The organism is Brucella sp. NBRC 12950, assembly GCF_030268145.1.
Lineage (GTDB): Bacteria > Pseudomonadota > Alphaproteobacteria > Rhizobiales > Rhizobiaceae > Brucella.
The window spans coordinates 204,880-221,548 of sequence record NZ_BSQC01000005.1; the positions used below are offsets into that span (position 1 = coordinate 204,880).

Sequence of the window (16,669 nt, forward strand, 5' to 3'; positions counted from 1 at the left end):
GAATTTGCTCCCAGCGATACAATTAAAGAAATTAATTCCGTGGTTTACGGTCAACCAATCAGACGCGGGTAATCGATAGCTGGACACCGATCCATCACAACCTTCAAACCAGCTTCTTCAGCCTTTTTTGCAGCCTCTTCATGCACCACGTCAAGCTGTGTCCAAAGAACGGCCGGGCGATGTTTTAAGGCGAGAATTTCATCCACAATACCGGGAAGTGAATAGGACGCGCGAAACACGTCCACCATATCAATCGGCTCGTTGATGTCGGTAAGCTCAGCTACGACTTGCTGCCCGTGGATGGTCTTTCCCACCTGCCCCGGATTAACGGGAATGACGTGATAGCCACGATCCAACAGAAATTTCATGACACCGTTGCTCGGCCGCTCTGGTTTTGGCGAAGCACCTAGCAAAGCAATCGTTTTGGCGGACTGCAGAATATCGCGAATCTCGTTATCTGAAGACATCTGCATAACGTTCCTCCAATGCCATTCCGGCTTTTATTGTAAGCATACAGAAACACATGCTTGCAAGACCGGCCACACTCCCCCTATTTCTTATTTCAAGGGAGAGAAGATGAACATCAGCACTGCACACCATACCGGCTTGAGCCCCGTCATGAGTATTGAAGATTTGCAAACCTTCATGGAGCGCGAATTTCCGCAGCTTGGTGAAAGCTTTAAGATCGTCTCGGTCAGTGAAGGTGCTGCGATCATGCATCTTCATGCTGACGAACAACATTTACGCCCGGGCGGCACTGTATCCGGCCCTTCTCTCTTTGCTCTGGCTGATGTGGCGGCTTATGCGGCCATTTTAGGTCATATCGGGCCTGTAGCGCTGGCGGTCACGACCAACCTCAACATCAATTTTCTCCGCAAAGCCGATCCGGGCATAGTCGAAGCTGTGGCACGGATTCTCAAGCTCGGAAAGCGTTTGGCCGTTTTGGATATAAGCCTTACAAGCGCCACAACAGGTGAGCTTATTGCACACGCAACCGCGACTTATTCCATTCCACCACGATAAAAAGATACGGTATTATAATACCAATATCATAGCTTATTGTTTTTATTGACTTTTTAAAAGATTGCCGTAAAAACAGCGCTTGACGGCCTGTCAGAGTTTGTGTATCGACCCGCCCAGCACGTATGGAAGCCCGCTTTTATACGTTCTTACGGTTGGCCGTCGTCACGATTGGTACGACCAACACAAGCAACAAGAAAAGCCCGGATCGCAAGATCGGGGATTAAGTCAAGGAAGACTTCAATGGCAACTTTTTCTCAGAAGCCAGCCGAAGTGGTGAAGAAGTGGATTCTGATCGACGCAGAAGGTCTCGTCGTCGGTCGTCTCGCATCCCTCGTCGCCAATCGCCTGCGCGGTAAGCACAAAGCAACCTTCACCCCGCACGTTGACGATGGCGACAATGTCATCATCATCAATGCAGACAAGGTTGTTCTGACCGGCAAGAAGTACACCGACAAGGTTTACTACTGGCACACTGGCCATCCAGGTGGCATCAAGGAACGTACTGCTCGCCAGATTCTCGAAGGCCGTTTCCCGGAACGTGTTCTTGAAAAGGCTATCGAGCGCATGATCCCACGCGGTCCTCTTGGCCGTCGCCAGATGAAGAACCTGCGCGTTTACGCAGGTGCAGAACATCAGCATGAAGCTCAGCAGCCAGAAGTTCTGGACGTAGCAGCGCTGAACCGCAAGAACAAAGGGAATGCATAATCATGGCTGAGCAGCTCAACTCGCTCGAAGAACTCGGCAGCGTAGCCGCTGAACAGGCCGCTCCGGTTCACGTTCAGAAGATCGACGCTCAGGGCCGCGCTTATGCGACCGGCAAGCGTAAAGACGCGATTGCTCGCGTTTGGGTCAAGCCAGGTTCTGGCAAGATCACAGTCAACGGCAAAGAATTTGCTGCATACTTCGCACGTCCGGTTCTGCAGATGATCCTGCAGCAGCCAATCGTTGCTTCGAACCGCGCTGGTCAGTTCGACGTTGTCGCAACTGTTGTTGGCGGCGGTCTTTCCGGTCAGGCCGGTGCTGTTCGTCACGGCATCTCCAAGGCACTCACCTACTACGAACCAGGCCTTCGCACGGTTCTCAAGAAGGGTGGCTTCCTTACTCGCGATAGCCGCGTTGTTGAACGTAAGAAGTACGGTAAGGCCAAGGCTCGCCGTTCGTTCCAGTTCTCGAAGCGTTAGTACGCTTCAGGCCAGTTCTCGAAGCATTCATATTTATCGCTTTGGAATTACAGAAAAGCGGGCCTTCGGGTCCGCTTTTTTGTTATTGATCACCGGATTGTAAAGCTGGAAACAATAAATGCCGTCGCAACGCTTCGCTCATACACCCCAACCACCCTACTTCGTTGTTTCGTTTTCGTCGCAACGTCTGGGCGATGATGATGGCTATGGTAAAATGGCCGACCGCATGGCGGAGCTTGCTGCAAAGCAGCCCGGCTATATTGGCGTTGAGAGTGCGCGCGATGCAGAAGGTTTCGGCATCACCAATTCATTCTGGGTGGATGAAGACAGCATCCGCGCATGGAAGCGCGACGTTGATCATCTTGTGGCGCAAAAGCTTGGTCGCCAGCAGTGGTATGAAACTTATTGCGTTCGCATTGCGCGTGTAGAACGCGCTTACGGGTTTGAAGATAGAGCGCGTCGCACTTAATCGTAATCATCATGATCGCTCCATCTTTTTTGATTTTAAGCATATCGTTATCGGAAAACCGGTTCCCACTTTTCCGCGACATGCTTTAAAACCGCATAAAGCAATCTCCCATTTTGCTTCGTGAAGCGCTATGAGAGTTGAGACACCATCCGGGAGCCGGCCATGCCCTCTAAGACGATTGACCATGCTTTCACCGCTCGCAGCCTGACAAGTGCTGCCACCGACCCCACCCATGCGGGTGTGCTGTCGTTTATGCGGCGTCTTTACAGTAAATCGCTGAAAGGTGCTGAAGCCGTGGTCTGGGGTATTCCGTTCGATGCGGCGGTCTCTAATCGTCCGGGCGCACGGTTTGGTCCGCAGGCCATTCGGCGTGCATCGGCAATTTTCGACAATGATCCGCAATATCCATTCGAGCGCGATCTGTTCGAAGACCTTGCTGTCATCGACTACGGTGATTGCCTGCTTGATTATGGCAATCACTATAAGACGCCAGCGACTATCGAGCGGGAAGCCGCAAAAATCCTCAAATCAGATGCATTTTTGCTAACGCTTGGCGGCGATCATTTCGTGACTTGGCCCCTGCTCAAAGCTCACGCTGCAAAATATGGTCCGCTGGCGCTCGTTCAGTTCGATGCCCATCAGGATACCTGGTTCGACGATGGCAAACGCATTGATCACGGCTCTTTCGTCGCGCGTGCCGTTCGTGACGGGATTATCGACCCCGAACATTCGATCCAGGTCGGTATTCGCACACATGCGCCGGAAGATTGCGGCATCAAGATCATTTATGGTCACGAAGTCGAGGATACGTCGGCGCAGGCAATTGCTGACGAAATTCTCAAGCGCATCGCTGGCAAGAAGACCTATCTGACTTTCGACATTGATTGCCTCGACCCAGCCTTTGCGCCAGGAACAGGCACACCTGTTGCCGGGGGCCCTTCGTCTGCGAAAATGCTTTCCGTTCTTCGTAAGCTCACTTCGCTTGATTTCGTGGGTGCGGACGTTGTTGAGGTTGCACCGGCTTATGATCATGCTGATATAACGGCAATCGCCGGAGCAACCATTGCAATGTACTATCTTGGATTGCTGGCTGAACAAAAAGCACGACGACGATAGATAAAGCTCAGAAACTGGTTCAAGCAGCTGAAAAATCGATTCCGAATATTGATGTAACTTTCTGAAATCTAAAGGCAAAGCGCATGAAACCGAAAATCTTCATCGACGGCGAACACGGCACCACCGGTCTGCAAATCCGCACCCGCCTTGCCGAGCGCGACGATCTTGAAGTTATTTCCATCCCGGAAGCCGAGCGACGCAACAAGGATTTGCGCGCCGACTATCTGCGCGCTGCCGATATCGCGATCCTCTGCCTGCCGGACGACGCTTCCAAGGAAGCTGTCACACTGCTGGAAGGTCACAACTCGACCCGCATCATCGATACCTCAACGGCACATCGCGTACATGCCGACTGGGCTTATGGTTTCGCAGAGCTTGCAAAAGGACAGCGTGAGCGGATCTCTGAGGCACGGCTCGTTGCCAATCCCGGCTGCTATCCGACGGGTGCAATCGCACTGGTGCGCCCATTGCGCGACGCTGGCCTGCTGGCTGCGGATTATCCGATCAGCGTCAACGCGGTTTCCGGCTACACGGGCGGCGGCAAGCAGATGATCGCGCAGATGGAAGACAAGAACCATCCAGAGCATCTCGCAGCCAATAACTTCCTTTACGGCTTGTCGTTGCACCACAAGCATGTGCCGGAACTTCAGTTGCATGGCCGTCTGGATCGTCGTCCGATTTTCAGCCCAAGCGTGGGCCGTTTCCCGCAGGGTATGATCGTTCAGGTTCCGCTGTTTGTTACCGAGCTAGAAGGCACTCCATCGCTCAAGGATATTCATGCCGCTCTGACTGCACATTACGCCGGTCAGGATATTGTGGAAGTGGTTTCGCTTGATGAAAGCAGCAAGCTTGCGCGCGTCGATGCTGAGGAGCTTGCAGGCAAGGATGGCATGAAGCTGTTCGTGTTTGGCACGGAAGGTGACAATCAGGTCAATCTCGTGGCGCTGCTCGACAATCTCGGCAAGGGTGCTTCGGGTGCCGCTGTTCAGAACATGAACCTGATGCTTGGAAAAGCCTGATGACGGAAAGGCCGATATTCCCTGCCGAATGGAATATCGGCTCTTTTGAGCCACTGGCTGATACACATTCAAGCCTCGTCTGGAAAGTCGAACGCAACGACTATCCAGACGAGGTTTTTGTTATCAAGCAGCTGAAGCCTGCAGGAATGGAGGAATTGCGTGGCGCGCATTATCTTTCATGGCGTGACGGTCACGGCGCTGCAAAGCTTTACGACCTCAAGGGCACGTCAATGCTGCTCGAATATGCGGGCAGCTATCATCTTGATCAGCACCTGAAGAACGGTAAAGACGGTGAGTGCCTGACAGTTTTCGGTGAGGTTCTGGCTGCACTGCATCAGCCTTCTCCCGCTGCCGTTCCCACTGATCTGCAGCCTTTGGATAAGCATTTCGCAGGTCTGTTTGCAGTCGCCAATGAAAGCCCGGTCTATGCGGAAGCCGCATCCCTTGCCCAACGCCTTCTGTCATCGCCACATAGCGCCATTCCGCTGCATGGTGATATTCACCACGAGAACGTCATTTTTGGGCCGCGCGGGTGGCTGGTGATCGATCCACATGGATTGATAGGTGATGCAGCATTCGATGCCGCCAATATCTTCTACAATCCGCTTGATCGCGATGATCTGTGCCTTGATCTTCAACGCGCAAAGCACATGGCTGAGCATTTCGCGCCAATTCTCAAACGCGATCCAGCCTATGTTCTGGATTATGCTTTTGCTTACGGCTGCCTTTCGGCGGCGTGGCACCGTGAAGACGGCAATGATGCCGATGAAGCGCGGGAGCTGAAAATAGCCTCCGCGCTACGAAGCCTGCGCCTGACGGCTTAGGGTCAGGACCCATTCATAATGGGCCCGAAGCCTATCCCTCGTAAGCGCCCTTCGTTGCGCGCCAATGCGCCACAGCAAAGGCCAGCACCATCAGCGCAACAAACTGGTGTGTGAGACCGAGATCAAGTGGAACGCTCATCAGAAGTGTTGCAATGCCGATGGCCGCCTGTACCAGTATCAGGCCCAGCAGCACGATGGTCCGGCGCGCATGGGTGGTCGCAGCTGCGTTTATCCAGACCTGCACAGCATGAAGCACAGCCAGAACCAGCACCGTATAGGCAAACATCCGGTGAACGAACTGCACGGTCTTTGGATTTTCAAACAGGTTACGCCACCAAGGCGATTGTATGAACAGATCTGACGGAATGATCGCGCCGTCCATCAATGGCCAGGTGTTATAAGTCAGACCAGCATGAAGGCCGGCAACCAGACCACCAAGATAAATCTGTATCAGCACCGAAAATACCAGCCAGCCAGCGAAACGCTGGATAGACCGTTCCGCCGGGCGTTCGGTATATTTCACCAAACCGCGGGCGATGTAGAACACCGCCGTTATGATGACGCAGGCTGTGGTCAGGTGGATCGCCAGGCGATACTGGCTGACACTTGTGCGTTCGCTCAGGCCCGATGCAACCATCCACCAGCCGATTGCGCCCTGAAAACCGCCCAATGCAAGCAGACCGAGCATACGATATTTCAGTGTCGTGTTAAGACGGCCCGTAAGCCAGAAGAACGCAAGCGGCACGGCTACCAGAAAGCCCACGAAGCGGGCCAGCATACGATGTGCCCATTCCCACCAGAAGATGAACTGGAATTCTTCAAGGGCCATGCCCTTGTTAATCTGCTGATATTGCGGAATCTGGCGGTATTTATCGAATTCTTCCAGCCATTCTGCATGATTGAGCGGCGGAATAACGCCATGGATCGGCTTCCACTCGGTAATCGACAGTCCTGAGCCTGTCATGCGGGTGGCGCCGCCGACCATGACAATGGCGATCAGAACGACAAAAACCGCATAGAGCCAATACCGGATCAACCGACGATTTGTATCATCGCGGGATCTTGTTGCGCCCTGCCCTTCATGTCGAACGGTAACTGCCGCCATGCCATCTCTTCCTTCAATATTTAGTCAGGGATACATGCCGCATAGGCGAAGCGGTTACAAGACAGGTTCACGCGACATGCCGACGCGTTTTCGCTTCCTTTGCGCGTGCTCACGAGCTAGTGAAGACAAGACAGAGGAGAAAGACATGCCCGTTCGGCTGAAAAAACTCATTGGCACGTTTCTGCTGGTAGCCCTTGTGATTATCTATGCAGTTTTTGCAACGATCATCGCCGTAGCCCAGCTCGCCAATTCACCGGCGTGGGTACATCTGCTCTACTTCCTCCTCACAGGTCTTTTGTGGGTTTTGCCAGCCATGGGTATTATCTGGTGGATGGCACAACCTCCGCGCCAAAAACGTCACTGATTATTTTGCGGGGGCGGGTTGAACGTGACTGACAAGGCAACAGTTAACCTGACACCGCGGCTCATCACCGATTATGAGCAGTTGCGCGATATCTGGTCAAAACAGGATGCCGTCCACGGGAATGCTCAAAGTTTTGACTGGTTCGACTGCTGGCGCAGGCAAGTAAATGCGGATAGCTTTGTAGCGGGTCTTTTTGCTGGCAACGAGCCCATCATGCTACTGCCATTGGAAGTTCTCAGAATGAATGGCGCACGCGTTCTGCGCTATCCCGGTGGAAGCCACGCGAATTGCAATTTCCCATGGCTTGACGGTCAGGTTCATTACAAATCAATCGAAAATCTTGTGACAGCTATACGCAAAGTGCGCCCAGACGTGGATGTGCTTTCACTGACGCGGCAGCTACCGTCCTTATCCGGGCGCGATAATCCGTTGCTACAGACGAAGAGCGCAGAGAACCCTAATCCGGTTCTTGCGGCATCTATCACTTGCGGCTTTGAAAGCGTGCTGGAGCGCAGCAACGCCAAGCGTAAACTTAAAAAACATCGTCAGCATGGTCGGCGTTATGAAGAAGCTGGCGGATGGCGGATTTATAGGCCTGAATCTCGTCTGCAATCTGAGCAGGCGCTCGACGCATTCTTTGCACTCAAAGCCCACCGTTTTAAACAAATGGGAATAAGCGACCCTTTTGCAGCGGCAGACATTCAGGCCTTCTTCAAACAGCTTTATAGCCATGCTGCAGAACAGCAATCTCCAAATTTCGAACTTCAGGTTCTGGAGGTGAACGGCAAAATCCGTTCGCTTATTGGCAAGAGCATCTCGAAATCCGGGCCAACCGTCGAGTTCAGCGCCATTGCCGATGATGAGTTGATGACCGCCAGCCCCGGCGAGTTTTTGTTCTACGAAGATATCAAGAAAAACTGCGAGAGCGGACGAGACATCTATAGTTTCGGTATCGGCGATGAGCCCTATAAGCGGGAATGGTGCGATATCCAATCCAGCATCTACGACACCATCATTCCGCTGACTGCAAAAGGCAAAGCATTCACTGCATTGCAATCAGCAAGAAGCAAGGTGGTTGCTGCAATCAAGGGTAATCCGCGCCTATGGCAATTAGCAAAGACACTGCGGAGCAAATTGGCCCGACGCTGAGATTTCAAGATAAGCGCTTCCAGATCTGATTCAGTTGAAAGCGCTATCTCATTGATCGGGAATCGAAATCAGGCTGTCGGCCGTGGCGTTTCAGAACTGGAAGCAGCCGCAGCGTGGGCCGGATTATCCATCAGAATGATGACGTCTTCATAGCCACCCTGATCCATATCAAGGGCTGCCATAACGACTGTGTTGTCGTCAGGATCGACGATATTCATGATAACCAATGCCGGACCATCTGCGATACGGCGTATCTGACGTGAGGTCGAAGGACCACATTCGACAACGACGAAATCATAAACCGTTTCCAGCGCGTCAAGAATATACGGCAGACGATCAGCCGAACGCATTGCGCTTTCCGGCTCAACTTTACCAAGCGGCATTACATGCGCCTGAGAATAATGGTCGGTGTGAATGACGTCGTTGAAGCGGCGTTCTCCCGCGAGAAGCTCTGTAATGCCGGCACGGTTGCCGCCATCCAGCATTGTCCGCCCCAACGTGCCATAGGCAGTCATATCGATCAGAATGGCACGCTTGCCACGATCCGCCAGCTCGCGCAGCAACCGAACAGTGCCCGCGGAAGCCGCATCGCCTTCTGGCGAAACCGCGATAACGCGCTTCAATTTGTTCGCCACGAGCCTATCTGCAACCGCTTTCACACCATTCGGGTTTTCCGGAACGGCTGGAGCATTCTGGTCGATTTCGACCAAAGCTTCCGTCATGAATGGCGATGTCCAATGCCGGACCGGCCTGTGAGAGCCTTCTAGTTCATTTTCCGAAGGCGGAACAAAAGCCATATCGGTCGTAGCCTCAATGACCGGCATTTCAATTTCTTCGACCGAAGCAATGCGCCTTCCATCCGCAGTTACAAATGCCCGACCGCTGAACAGCTCACGTAGCAATACGAAGATTGAAAGAATGAGAAGCCCGGCAACAAAGGTTGCGCTGACGATAGGCAAGATCTTCGGATAATAAGGAACCGCAGGTGCATCGGCGCGCGAGAAGATGCGCGCATCGGCAGGAACATAATTGCGATCCGTTCGCGATGCAGCTTCGCGATAACGCGTCAGATAAGTTTCCAGCAGCTGACGTTGAGCCGCGGCTTCACGCTCAAGAGCCCGCAACTCTACTTCCTGCGCGCCAGCCTGTGCGGCCTGTGCTTTGACACGGTTAAGCTCGCGGTTAAGCTCATCTTCGCGAAGTTTCGCGGCGTTCACCTCATTATTGAGGCTCGCAAGCAATTTGCGACCTTCCGCATTAATCTGACGATCCAGATCGGCAAGCTGCGAACGCAAAGCCTTAATACGCGGATGACCTTCAAGCAGCGTCACCGATAGATCAGCAATTTGCGCGTTGAGTTCAATGCGACGTTCAGCAAGGCGCTGCATCATGCCTGACGCAACCACATCGGGCAGCGTATCAACCGGCACACCCGAAGCGAGTGCCTGAAGGACGCTCTTGGCACGAGCTTCCGAAGCGGCACGATTGGCGCGCAGACGCGTAAGTTCGGTTGTAACTTCTGTGAGCTGCTGGGCGGCGATGGTGGTGTTCGTCTGTCCGGTCAGAAGTCCTTGGGCCGCACGATAATCAGCGACTTTCTTTTCTGAATCGCGAACCTTACCGCGCAGATCCTCGATTTCAGGCGCAAGCCAGCCGGTAGCATCGTCATTGGATTGAAGTTTTGCAGCACCTTGAAGCGCGATATATGCGTCTGCAACCGCATTTGCGACATCAGCTGCTTCCTGCGCACTGGCAGACGTATATTGAACCACGATCACGCGTGAACCGGCGACATTGAAGACTTGCAGGTTTTGACGCAGAATCTGCAACACACGCTCTTCCGGCGTCAGATTTTCTGGGTTGTTACGCATCCCAAGAAGAATCAAGACACGCGTCCAAGGCCTTATATTCGTTGAGGTAAATGCCTCGTTTTGGGTAAGCTTGAGCCTGTCTGCGACCTGCTTCAAAAGATCGCCAGAGGTTAGAACCTCGACCTGACTTTTAACGCCTTCGGGGTCCATGACCGGACGTTCAGTCGTCGCTTCACCATTGGGGCGCGTAAAAACGGACTCGCGCGATTCAATCAGAATGCGCGTTTCTGCACGATAGTCCGGGGTGATAAGCAGACAAATAATCCACGCCAGCACAGCCATGATGGCTGCACCACTGATAATCAAAAGCCAATTTCGGCGCAGGCTCGCAAAGAGCGCACCGATATCAATATCTGCGTCTTTCGACAGGCTATCGACTTCAGTCATTCCGACACTCCGCGAGACACGGTTCTCGAGCAACCGCCCTCACCCATACAAAGGCAAACAGCCAATTTTGTAAGGAAACGTAAACGAACAAGGTAACCAGACCGTTAAACACACGCATCGCAATGTTAATACCAAGGCTCAAATTGCTGACGCAGCACGGATCGCCGCTCGAATTAGCAGAGGACAAACGGGTTTTATTCAATACGCCCTGTATAAGCTGCCCATGTATAAAGATTTTTCATCCGAATGGCGGTTCTTTACCAGCCATTAACCTTAATCAAACGATAACATCACTCATAAGCATTCGGATATTCGTGATCCGAATCTCTAAATGCGGCAGGCTTTTCGGAAGAGACCGAGGCAACAATGACAATGCAGAAAACTCATAAAAAGCGCTCGGGCCACATGGTCCTTATCGCGCTCGGCCTCGCGGCGATGACGCTTTCCGCATGTTCAAGCTATCGCCCTGCCCCTCCGGCTTTTCATGCAGCACTGAACGAGCCTTATATGCTCAATTCCGGCGATCGCGTGCGCGTTACCGTATTTGAGCAGGCAAGCCTCACCAATAATTATAGCGTCGATCAGTCGGGCTACATCGCTTTCCCGCTTATTGGCAGCGTTCCTGCGAGCGGCAAAACCGTAAAGCAACTTGAAGGAGTTATCGCGTCCAAACTGCGCGGCGGCTACCTGCGCGATCCAGATGTAAGTGTCGAGGTTGATCGCTATCGGCCAATCTTCATCATGGGTGAGGTCGGTGGCTCCGGTCAGTATTCATACGTGCCGGGCATGACTGTTCAGAAAGCCATTGCTGCGGCGGGCGGTTTCAGCCCCCGCGCCAATCAGGAGAATGTCGACATCACGCGCACCGTTAACGGCGAAGTGGTGACAGGTCGGGTTCTGATCTCTGATCCGATCCTGCCGGGCGACACAGTCTATGTCCGCGAACGTCTGTTCTGATGGCGATAAATGTCTGATGAAAAAAGCGTTTCCCCACTTCGGATCGTCCATTGTTTCCGTGAGCCAACCGGCGGGCTGTTCCGCCATGTGCGCGATCTCGTCGCGACGCAAGCTCAAAATGGACATCAGGTCGGCATCGTCTGCGATGCTACGACCGGCGGTCCGCGTGAAGAAGCGTTGCTCGAAGAGTTACAGCCGTACCTTACGCTTGGTATCCACCGTATCGCCATGCAACGACATATCGGCACTGGCGATATCAAAGCGGCATTCAAAGCGTATCGTATCATCAAGAAATTGCAGCCGGACATCCTGCACGGTCATGGCGCCAAAGGTGGCGTTTATGCACGTCTGTTCGGTTCAGTCCTACGGGTTTTTAAGTCTCGCGTAGCCCGTATCTATTCACCGCATGGCGGTAGCCTGCATTTCGACAGAAAGACACGCCGCGGTGGCGCTGTCTTTCTCATCGAAAAACTGCTGGCGCCGCTGACCGACGCTGTTCTGTTTGTTTCAAATTTTGAGAAGCGAACATACGAAGAGAAAGTCGGTCGACCATATGATCTTCATGCGGTCATCTATAATGGTTTGTCCGATGAAGAGTTTGTTCATACGGCAACCGCACCAGACGCCACCGATTTTCTATTTGTCGGAACCATGCGTGCCTTGAAGGGCCCTGATCTGTTGATCCGCGCCCTCGCCGACCTTCGCGAGAAACACAACCAGCGCTTCACCACGACAATCATAGGCGACGGTGCCGAGAAGCCGGAATTTCTGGCGCTCTCAGATGAGCTGGGAATGGCGGACCAAATCCGTTTCATGTCTGGAATGGCAGCACGCGAAGCTTTTGCGCTCGGGAAAGTCATGGTCGTGCCATCGCGTGCAGAAGCTTTTCCCTATATCGTTCTGGAAGCTTTGGCTGCTGGAAAGGCTGTGCTCGCGAGCAATGTCGGTGGCATCCCTGAAATCTTCGGCCCCAGCTCTCCTTCTCTCGTCGAACCCGACGTGGAGAAATTGGCAGCTAAGCTGCTTGTCATCATGAACGACGAAGACAGCTTCAAGGCTTCCATGCCCGACGCCTCGCGCTTGCATGAGCGCTTCAGCCTCCAGACAATGGCACATTCTATAGAATTGGTTTACCGTGAGGCACGATCCTAACGATCTTATCGTGATGAAGGCCGTTTAATCAGCAATTCCTTAGGATTTGCCTTTAAAGATAGCCCGGCACTTTGATTAGTAGGGGTAAAACTGTGCGGGATAATAATACACCTTCTCCAAACAGCCTTGAGGCAAGCAATGCCAGCGGTGCGAAGGATTCCAAGCAGAACGAACGGGTAGAACTGAACCCGATGGCGCGCCAGATGGCCGAACAATATGCTCGTGACACATTGTCACCAACCATGGTGAGCGGGGTCATCAGGCTCGTTGAGTTCGGCATTGTTTTTCTGACGGGCGTATTCAGTTTCGCTTATTATGTAAGCTTCAACACTCCTCATCTGCTTTATTATTTCCTGATCATGGCCGCAGGCGGTGGCCTGTATGTGCTTTCGATGGAAATAAACAACGGCTATCAGATCAATATTCTGCGTAGCCCCAGCCGCCATTTGAAACGCGTCATCATCAGCTGGGCGACGGTTCTTGGTACAGTCGCCGTAGCTGGCTTTCTGTTCAAAGTTTCGTCCGACTTTTCACGTGCCTGGTTTCTTATCTGGGCCTTAAGTGGCCTGATCGTTCTCATTATTTGCCGTCTGTTCGTTTCATGGCGCATCCGCCGCTGGGCACGAAACGGTATCATGGAGCGTCGCGCCGTAATCGTCGGTGGTGGCCCTAACGCTGAAGCGCTGATCCGCTCGCTCGAGCAACAGCCGGATAATGATATTCGCATTTGCGGCATTTTCGATGATCGCGATGATAAACGCTCCCCACCTATCGTCGCTGGCTATCCCAAGCTTGGAAACATCAAAGAACTCATAGAATTTGCACGTATCGCCTATATCGACATGCTGATCGTCTCTCTGCCGATCAGTGCTGAAGAGCGCATTCTAATGATCCTGAACAAGCTTTGGGTCCTGCCGGTCGATATTCGTCTTTCGGCTCTCAACAATCATCTGCGTTTCCGCCCCCGCGCTTATTCCTACATCGGCACCGTGCCGATGCTGGATATTTTCGATAAACCGATCAACGATTGGGATTCTGTCGCGAAACGTATTTTCGACATTACCTTCAGTCTGCTTGGCATCATTTTCCTTTCGCCGATCATGCTGGCCACAGCCATTGCCATCAAGCTCGACAGCAAGGGACCTGTAATCTTCAAGCAGAAGCGCCATGGCTTTAACAACGAAGTGATCAATGTCTGGAAGTTCCGCTCGATGTACACCGAGCTTAGCGACCCGACAGCGCGCAATGCCGTCACTAAAAATGATCCGCGTGTAACTCGAGTTGGCCGCTTTATCCGCAAAACATCTATCGATGAGCTGCCGCAGTTCTTCAACTCGCTAACAGGATCGCTGTCTCTGGTCGGACCTCGCCCCCATGCAGTGGCTGCTCACTCGCACAATGTGCTCTACAACGAAGTGGTTGACGGCTATTTCGCTCGCCACCGCGTGAAACCGGGCGTAACAGGCTGGGCTCAGATCAATGGCTGGCGTGGCGAAATCGACAATGACGACAAGATCAGAATGCGCACCGAATATGATCTGTTTTATATCGAAAACTGGTCGCTTTGGTTTGACCTGAAGATCCTGTTTCTTACGCCGATCCGACTTCTCAATACGGAAAATGCTTATTGAGCGCGATTTCCCATAGCGTCAACGATGCGGCTCAAAATCGGCGTAGCCTGCCTGCTGCCGATGTTGCGGGCAAGCGCGCGCTGAACAGGCTGATCAGTAATTTCGCTATAGGGTTCGGTGTATTTCTGCTTGGGTTCGTCATGAGCGAGCCCGCGCCTTATGAACTCTATATGGTCGCGCTCATTAGTGTAGCGCTGCTTTTCGGGATGCGGTTGACGCGAACCAGTATGGTGCTGCTTGCAATCTTCGCCATGTTCAATTTCGGCGGCATGATTTCCGTCATGCAGATGGCGGATACCAAGGAAGCGCCTCTTTACATCGCTGTGTCGCTCTTCCTGGCCTTCACAGCGGTTTTCTATGCAGCAATTATCGAAACCGACTATCGGCGCCTGAAAACGATCTTCAATGCCTATCTGCTCATTGGTCTTGTATCTTCGCTATTGGGCATTGCTGGCTATCTCAATCTTTTTCCCGGTGCGGAAATCTTCACGCGTTATGATCGTGCTAAAGGGGCATTTCAGGATTCTAACGTCTACGCTCCGTTTCTGGTCCTGCCTTTTACATGGTGCCTTTACCGTATCATGCGCGGAAATATGCGCGATCTCCTGATTTACATGCCGCTGTGTTGCGTGCTTGTCCTGGGCATATTGGTATCGTTCTCACGCGCCGCATGGGGGATGGTTCCCCTCTCCTTCATTTGCATTTTCGCAGTTCTGTTTTTGCAAAGTGAAAGCAACAAGTTCCGGCTGCGACTTATAACGATTGGCCTCCTCTCTGTTGTCGTGATTGTTCTCACTGTGCTGCTGCTGCTGCAGATTCCAGATGTTCGCTCCTTCTTTCTCGAGCGTGCACAGCTGGAACAAAGCTACGATAGCGCGCGGCTGGGCCGCTTTGCGCGTCACTGGCTGGGCATGTGGTTAGCCACCGAACATCCCTTGGGCATTGGACCGCTTGAGTTTGGGCCTATGTTTGGTGAGGACACGCATAATACCTGGCTAAAAGCGGTACTCGACTATGGATGGATCGGTTTCATAAGCTTTATGACGCTGACTTTTCTAACGCTCGGCATTGGTTTCAAACTGATGTTTCGAAACCGCCCGTGGCAGCCATTTCTGATGTGCGCCTATGCTGCCTATCTGGGGCATGTGCTGATTGGCAATGTCATTGATACCGATCACTGGCGTCATTTCTATTTGCTGTTCGGCATTATTTGGGGGTGCGCGGGGCTGGAGTATAAGTATCAGCGCAAAGCTGCTGAACCTCAGCCTTATGCAACTAACTGTCTCTAGGAAAATCACTTTGCAGCTTCTTATCTATGTCGCCGCCGCTTTGTTCGAAATCGCAGGCTGTTTTACATTCTGGGCGTGGCTCAAACTCGATAAGTCGCCGCTTTGGCTTATTCCCGGGCTGGTTTGCCTTGGGCTCTTTGCTTACCTGCTCACGCTGATTGAAAGTGACGCTGCTGGCCGTGCTTACGCCGCTTATGGTGGTATTTACGTCATCGCTTCGATTGTTTGGATTTGGGCTGCAGAAGGAATGCGTCCAGACCGCTGGGATATCATTGGTGCCGCAACGGCCTTTGTTGGCACCTGCATCATTCTCTTCGTCCCACGATCCTGATTGGATCAGCTGATTTTGCTGAACTCGATGTAGAAATCGCGGATACCGGACGCCAGAAACTGCACGGCCACACAGGTCAGCAGAAAGCCCATGATCTTTGTCACAGCCTGCATACCGTGTTCCCCGAGCACTTTTTCAATCAGTGACGCAGACGAGAGTGCGAGATAAGCAACGCAGATCGTGATGGCGATACCAACAATGACAATCCCATGGCCGATGATTGTGTGCTCAGACGGAATCTGCGATCCAAAGCTCATAATAACCGCAATAGAGCCCGGCCCAGCAAGGCTCGGCATTGCGAGTGGTGAGAAAGAATAATCCAGATCAGCTTTTTTGATATCGGCGGGCTCTGCATCTACTTCTGATGACGAATCCTCCCCCGAGAAAATCATCCGCAACGCCAAAATCATGATGATCAGCCCGCCAGCGACGCGAATACCTGGCATGGATATGCTGAAAAGCGAGATGATCCCATTTCCGAGCAATAGAAATGCTGTGAGAATCGAAAATGCATAAATACATGCTTTTCGCGCCTGAACACGTTTGTTTTCAGCACTCATGCGCTTGGTCAGCGACATATATAAGGGAATTGTCGTCAAGGGATTCATAATAGGCAAAAGACCAATCACGACGATTGAAACGTATTTGACGAAATCAATGATCAAACTCATCACTACATGCCTCGCACATCAAGCATCAACCTGAAAAAGAAGAATAAATACCGCTTGAGATCAGATAACAGCAATAATTTCAGCAATGAAAGAACGATTCCTCTTAAATATAACATTCGTGAAGCGCCGC

At 52.4% G+C, this 16,669-nt stretch carries 18 protein-coding genes; 14 read left to right on the plus strand and 4 right to left on the minus strand.

Annotation, left to right across the window (positions count from 1 at the left end; genetic code table 11):
- Positions 1-50: 50 nt before the first annotated feature.
- Entirely contained in the window at positions 51-473 is a 423-nt protein-coding gene (locus QSJ70_RS10490; protein ID WP_285536220.1) for a CoA-binding protein, read from the minus strand.
- Between the two features lie 103 nt (positions 474-576).
- Here QSJ70_RS10490 and QSJ70_RS10495 point away from each other — a divergent pair, with 103 nt between their 5' ends.
- The 7 genes from QSJ70_RS10495 (at position 577) to QSJ70_RS10525 (ending at position 5,632) form a co-directional block, all read left to right on the plus strand.
- Positions 577-1,023: a PaaI family thioesterase gene (locus tag QSJ70_RS10495; RefSeq protein ID WP_285536223.1), complete on the plus strand. Its 447-nt coding sequence runs from the start codon at positions 577-579 to the stop codon at positions 1,021-1,023.
- 240 nt (positions 1,024-1,263) lie between these two features.
- Complete coding sequence (rplM, locus tag QSJ70_RS10500) at positions 1,264-1,728, plus strand: 50S ribosomal protein L13 (protein ID WP_007874511.1); 465 nt, start codon at positions 1,264-1,266, stop codon at positions 1,726-1,728.
- A 2-nt stretch (positions 1,729-1,730) separates the two neighbouring features.
- Positions 1,731-2,204 carry a 30S ribosomal protein S9 gene (gene rpsI, locus QSJ70_RS10505; RefSeq protein WP_064320455.1) on the plus strand — a complete coding sequence of 158 codons (474 nt, stop codon included), beginning with the start codon at positions 1,731-1,733 and terminating at the stop codon, positions 2,202-2,204.
- 118 nt (positions 2,205-2,322) lie between these two features.
- Positions 2,323-2,673, plus strand: coding sequence for an antibiotic biosynthesis monooxygenase family protein (locus tag QSJ70_RS10510; RefSeq protein ID WP_285536227.1), 351 nt, complete (start codon positions 2,323-2,325; stop codon positions 2,671-2,673).
- A 162-nt stretch (positions 2,674-2,835) separates the two neighbouring features.
- Positions 2,836-3,789 (plus strand): agmatinase, encoded by a 954-nt coding sequence (speB, locus tag QSJ70_RS10515; protein ID WP_285536229.1) that lies wholly within the window; start codon positions 2,836-2,838, stop codon positions 3,787-3,789.
- An 83-nt stretch (positions 3,790-3,872) separates the two neighbouring features.
- Complete coding sequence (gene argC / locus QSJ70_RS10520; RefSeq protein WP_079211747.1) at positions 3,873-4,808, plus strand: N-acetyl-gamma-glutamyl-phosphate reductase; 936 nt, start codon at positions 3,873-3,875, stop codon at positions 4,806-4,808.
- On the plus strand, positions 4,808-5,632 hold the full coding sequence (locus QSJ70_RS10525; RefSeq protein ID WP_105518382.1) for an aminoglycoside phosphotransferase family protein: 825 nt from the start codon (positions 4,808-4,810) through the stop codon (positions 5,630-5,632). Before argC ends, QSJ70_RS10525 begins: the two co-directional genes overlap by 1 nt.
- 31 nt (positions 5,633-5,663) lie before the next feature.
- On the opposite strand, the gene QSJ70_RS10530 is transcribed toward QSJ70_RS10525, so the two are convergent.
- Positions 5,664-6,737 (minus strand): COX15/CtaA family protein, encoded by a 1,074-nt coding sequence (locus tag QSJ70_RS10530; protein ID WP_285536232.1) that lies wholly within the window; start codon positions 6,735-6,737, stop codon positions 5,664-5,666.
- 145 nt (positions 6,738-6,882) lie between these two features.
- On the opposite strand from QSJ70_RS10530, the gene QSJ70_RS10535 reads away from it, so the two are divergent.
- Both QSJ70_RS10535 and QSJ70_RS10540 read left to right on the plus strand, forming a co-directional pair.
- On the plus strand, positions 6,883-7,101 hold the full coding sequence (locus QSJ70_RS10535) for a DUF2842 domain-containing protein (RefSeq protein WP_007874498.1): 219 nt from the start codon (positions 6,883-6,885) through the stop codon (positions 7,099-7,101).
- Between the two features lie 24 nt (positions 7,102-7,125).
- Positions 7,126-8,250, plus strand: coding sequence for a GNAT family N-acetyltransferase (locus tag QSJ70_RS10540; protein ID WP_285536235.1), 1,125 nt, complete (start codon positions 7,126-7,128; stop codon positions 8,248-8,250).
- 68 nt (positions 8,251-8,318) lie between these two features.
- Here the strand turns inward: QSJ70_RS10540 and QSJ70_RS10545 are convergent, their stop codons facing one another.
- Positions 8,319-10,508, minus strand: a complete 2,190-nt coding sequence (locus QSJ70_RS10545; RefSeq protein ID WP_285536236.1) for a GumC family protein — start codon at positions 10,506-10,508, stop codon at positions 8,319-8,321.
- Positions 10,509-10,880: 372 nt separating this feature from the next.
- Between QSJ70_RS10545 and QSJ70_RS10550 the strand changes: the two genes are divergently transcribed.
- From QSJ70_RS10550 to QSJ70_RS10570, 5 genes are all read left to right on the plus strand, one after another.
- Positions 10,881-11,465, plus strand: coding sequence for a polysaccharide biosynthesis/export family protein (locus QSJ70_RS10550; RefSeq protein ID WP_064322393.1), 585 nt, complete (start codon positions 10,881-10,883; stop codon positions 11,463-11,465).
- Positions 11,466-11,474: 9 nt separating this feature from the next.
- Positions 11,475-12,617 carry a glycosyltransferase gene (locus tag QSJ70_RS10555; protein WP_285536240.1) on the plus strand — a complete coding sequence of 381 codons (1,143 nt, stop codon included), beginning with the start codon at positions 11,475-11,477 and terminating at the stop codon, positions 12,615-12,617.
- A 92-nt stretch (positions 12,618-12,709) separates the two neighbouring features.
- Positions 12,710-14,248 (plus strand): undecaprenyl-phosphate glucose phosphotransferase, encoded by a 1,539-nt coding sequence (locus QSJ70_RS10560; protein ID WP_007874491.1) that lies wholly within the window; start codon positions 12,710-12,712, stop codon positions 14,246-14,248.
- Entirely contained in the window at positions 14,245-15,537 is a 1,293-nt protein-coding gene (locus QSJ70_RS10565; RefSeq protein WP_285536244.1) for an O-antigen ligase family protein, read from the plus strand. The genes QSJ70_RS10560 and QSJ70_RS10565 overlap by 4 nt, the downstream gene beginning before the upstream one ends.
- A 10-nt stretch (positions 15,538-15,547) precedes the next feature.
- On the plus strand, positions 15,548-15,868 hold the full coding sequence (locus tag QSJ70_RS10570) for a YnfA family protein (RefSeq protein ID WP_285536245.1): 321 nt from the start codon (positions 15,548-15,550) through the stop codon (positions 15,866-15,868).
- Between the two features lie 5 nt (positions 15,869-15,873).
- Here QSJ70_RS10570 and QSJ70_RS10575 read toward each other — a convergent pair whose 3' ends face one another.
- Positions 15,874-16,539 (minus strand): MarC family NAAT transporter, encoded by a 666-nt coding sequence (locus tag QSJ70_RS10575; protein ID WP_007874485.1) that lies wholly within the window; start codon positions 16,537-16,539, stop codon positions 15,874-15,876.
- Between the last annotated feature and the right edge of the window lie 130 nt (positions 16,540-16,669).